The organism is Mesorhizobium sp. M7D.F.Ca.US.004.03.1.1, assembly GCF_003998635.1.
Lineage (GTDB): Bacteria > Pseudomonadota > Alphaproteobacteria > Rhizobiales > Rhizobiaceae > Mesorhizobium > Mesorhizobium loti.
This window is the reverse complement of record NZ_RZQG01000617.1, coordinates 1-3621: the sequence shown is the minus strand read 5'-3', so window position 1 is coordinate 3621 and position 3621 is coordinate 1. Positions and strand designations below refer to the sequence as shown.

At 64.3% G+C, this 3621-nt stretch carries 3 protein-coding genes; all 3 read left to right on the top strand.

Features of this window, described 5'->3' with window-relative positions; genetic code table 11:
• The first annotated feature begins 84 nt into the window (after positions 1-84).
• A complete protein-coding gene (locus EN935_RS26530) occupies positions 85-1008 on the top strand; it encodes a sugar ABC transporter permease (protein WP_127264349.1) in 924 nt (307 codons plus the stop codon).
• Entirely contained in the window at positions 1008-1865 is an 858-nt protein-coding gene (locus EN935_RS26525) for a carbohydrate ABC transporter permease (protein WP_127264351.1), read from the top strand. The genes EN935_RS26530 and EN935_RS26525 overlap by 1 nt, the downstream gene beginning before the upstream one ends.
• Positions 1866-1887: 22 nt before the next feature.
• Positions 1888-3621: beta-L-arabinofuranosidase domain-containing protein (locus EN935_RS26520; RefSeq protein WP_164771357.1), on the top strand; the 1734-nt coding region annotated here is incomplete at its 3' end.

Below are 3621 nucleotides of genomic sequence, written 5' to 3'. Positions count from 1 at the left end.
CTGTAGAGACGACCCCACCCCCGGCCTTCGGCCGGCCCCTCCCCTCAAGGGGGAGGGGGACGCAGTGCCAACGGAAGAGCAGCCATGACCGTCATCACCGCAGCAACCACCGCCCCGCCCCGCGCCCGCAAAGTCGCCGGCCGCCGGCAGTGGATCGGCCTGCTTTATGTCGCGCCGGCTGTCGCGCTGGTCGTCGTCTTCTTCCTGATCCCGCTCGGCATGACGGCGTGGATGTCGCTGCACAACTGGCCCTTGATGGGCGAGCACTTCTATATCGGCCTCGGCAACTATGTCGCCATCCTGCGCGACACCAGGTTCTGGAACGCGCTGCGCTTCACCGCCTACTACACCGTGATCGTCACCATCGCGATCTTCGTGGTGGCGTTTCCGCTGGCGCTGTTCGTCGAACGGCCGCGGCCGCTGACCAATCTCTACCGGACCATGTTCTTCATGCCGGCGGTTGTCGGTTTCGCCTCGGCCAGTCTGCTCTGGTCGTGGCTCTTGAATGTCGATTCCGGCCTGTTCAGCCCGGCCGCCTACGACCTCGGCCTGATCGACAGGAAGTTCAACCTTCTGGCCACCTTCCAGCCGGCCTTCTGGTCGATCATCGCCATGGTCGTCTGGAAGGTCGCCGGCTTCACCATGATCATCCTGATGGCCGGCCTGCAATCGATCCCGCAGGATCTGCAGGAGGCCGCCGTCATCGACGGCGCCGGGCCTTTCGCCAGGTTCAGGGCGATCACCCTGCCACTGATGCGCCGTACGCTCGCGCTGGCGCTGATCCTGTCGGTCGCCGGCTCGATCCTCGCCTTCGACCAGTTCTACATCATCCTGCGCGGCGGCCCGCGCAACCAGACGCTGACGGCGGTCTACTGGATCTTCAACCAGTCCTTCGTGTCGTTCAAGCTCGGCTATGGCGCGGCTTTGTCGATGGTGCTGCTCGTCGTCCTGGTGGCGCTCAGCCTCGTCCAGCTGTGGCTGCTGCGCAAGCCCGAGGGGCTCGACTGATGGCGCAGGCCGCCTACCGCAACCGCCGGCTTCTGGCCCGCATCGGTGAGCATTCGACCGGCGTCATCGCCTCGGTGCTGTTTGCGGCGCCGATCGTGTGGGCGGTGCTGTCGGCGTTCAAGCCGGCGCAGGAAGCACGCCTGCCGCCGCTGCCGCCCTGGCCGACATCAGGCTTCTCGCTGGAGAACTATGCCACGCTCAACAGCTTCGGCGACGGGCTGTGGGTCTCGGCACAGAACAGCATCTACGTCTCGGTGATGACGGTGGTGCTGTCGGTCGCAGTCAGCGTGCTGGCCGGCTACGGCTTTTCGCGGTTCCGGTTTCCGTGCAAGGACCTGTTCTTCATCCTCATCCTGTCGACGATCATGATCCCGTTCCAGTCGATCTTGACGCCGATCTTCCTGGTGCTGACCAAGCTTGGCCTGCACAACACGCTGACCGGCCTAGTCGGCGTCTATGTCACGCTGCAACTGCCGTTCTCGATCTTCATGATGCGCAACGCCTTCGACGCGGTGCCGCGCGAGATCGAGGAAGCCGCCCGCATGGACGGTGCCAGCAATCTCACCATGCTTTTGAAGGTGATGCTGCCGCTGGTCTGGCCGGGCGTCGTCACCATCGCGCTGTTTGCCTTCCTCGGCGCCTGGAACGAATTCCTCGCCGCCCTGGTGCTGATGACCGACCAGTCCAAATTCACCCTGCCGGTGATGATGACCGCACTGCAATCGGGCCGCTTCGGCGCCATCGACTGGGGCGCGGTGCAGGCGGGCGTCACCGTGATGATGGTGCCGTGCCTCATCCTTTTCCTGGCCCTGCAGCGCTTCTACATCCGCGGCCTGATGGCCGGGGCCGTCAAATAGACAGACCGAATGGAGTAAGTTCATGACCGCATCGCCATCCGCAAAGACCGGAAAACCAAAGCTCGCCTTCCGCCCGCTGCCGGTGCCGCAGGTCGACGTGCACGGCTTCTGGGGCGACCGCGCCGACGCGGTCGCCACGCGCACCGCCGACATCCTCTACGAGCGCTGCGTCGAGGCGCGCATGCTGGAGCAGATCGATCCGGACCGGCCCTCGCCCGGCATCGTCATCCCCTTCCATGTCAATGACGGCTTCACCGCCCGCACCGTGACGACGCAGATGTTCTGGGATTCCGACTGGGGCAAGACCATCGAAACCGCGGCCTATTCGCTCTATCGGCGCAAGAACCCCGAACTGGAGAAGAAGATCGATGTCGTCATCGACATGTATGAGAAGCTGCAGCAGGAAGACGGCTATCTCTCCAGCTGGTACCAGCGCATCCAGCCCGGCCTGCGCTGGACCAATCTGCGCGACTGCCACGAGCTCTATTGCGCCGGCCATCTGATCGAAGGCGCGGTCGCCTACTACCAGGCCACGGGAAAACGCAAGCTGCTCGATGTGATGTGTCGCTTCGTCGACCATATCGCCACGGTGCTGGGGCCGCAGCCCGGCCAGAAACATGGCTATTGCGGCCATGAGGAAATCGAGTTGGCGCTGGTCAAGCTGGCACGGGTGACAGGCGAGCAGAAATACATGGAGCTGGCGAAATACTTCATCGACGAGCGCGGCCGGCAGCCGCATTATTTCGACGAGGAGGCCCGCGCCCGCGGCGCCGATCCGAAGGATTTCCACTTCAAGACCTATGAGTATAACCAGTCGCACAAGCCGGTGCGCGAGCAGGACAAGGTGGTCGGCCACGCGGTCAGGGCGATGTACCTCTATTCGGGCATGGCCGACATCGCCACCGAGTATGGCGACGACACGCTGCGCACCGCACTCGACCTTCTGTGGGACGATCTCACCACCAAGAGCCTCTACATCACCGGTGGGCTCGGACCGTCGGCGGACAATGAGGGTTTCACCAGCGACTACGACCTGCCCAACGAGAGCGCCTATGCCGAGACATGCGCCGCGGTCGGGCTGGTGTTCTGGGCCAGCCGCATGCTCGGCATGGGACCGAACGCGCGCTACGCCGACATGATGGAACGCGCCCTCTACAATGGCTCGATCTCGGGCCTGTCGCTCGACGGCTCGCTGTTCTTCTACGAGAATCCGCTGGAAAGCCGGGGCGCCCACAACCGCTGGAAATGGCACCGCTGCCCCTGCTGCCCGCCCAATATCGGGCGCATGGTCGCCTCGATCGGCAGCTATTTCTACAGCTTGGCCGACGATGCGCTGGCCGTTCATCTCTATGGCGATTCGACCGCCCGCTTCGACATATCAGGCATCCCGGCCAGCCTTGCCCAGGCGAGCCGCTATCCCTGGGACGGCGCCGTCGAGATCACGCTCGAGCCGCAGGCGCCGGTCGAGTTCACGCTGCACCTGCGCATCCCAGCCTGGAGCGCCGCCGCCGAGCTGAAGATCAATGGCGAGGCGGTCAAGCTGGCTGAAATCACCAGCGACGGCTATGCCGCGATCCAGCGGACATGGAAAAAGGGCGACCAGGTGCGGCTCGATCTCGAAATGCCGATCGAGCGGCTCTATGCCAATCCGCAGGTGCGCCAGGATGCCGGCCGCGTCGCGCTGTCGCGCGGTCCGCTGATCTACTGCGTCGAGGCATCAGACAATGACAGCCAGCTGCATCGCGTGTCCCTGCCG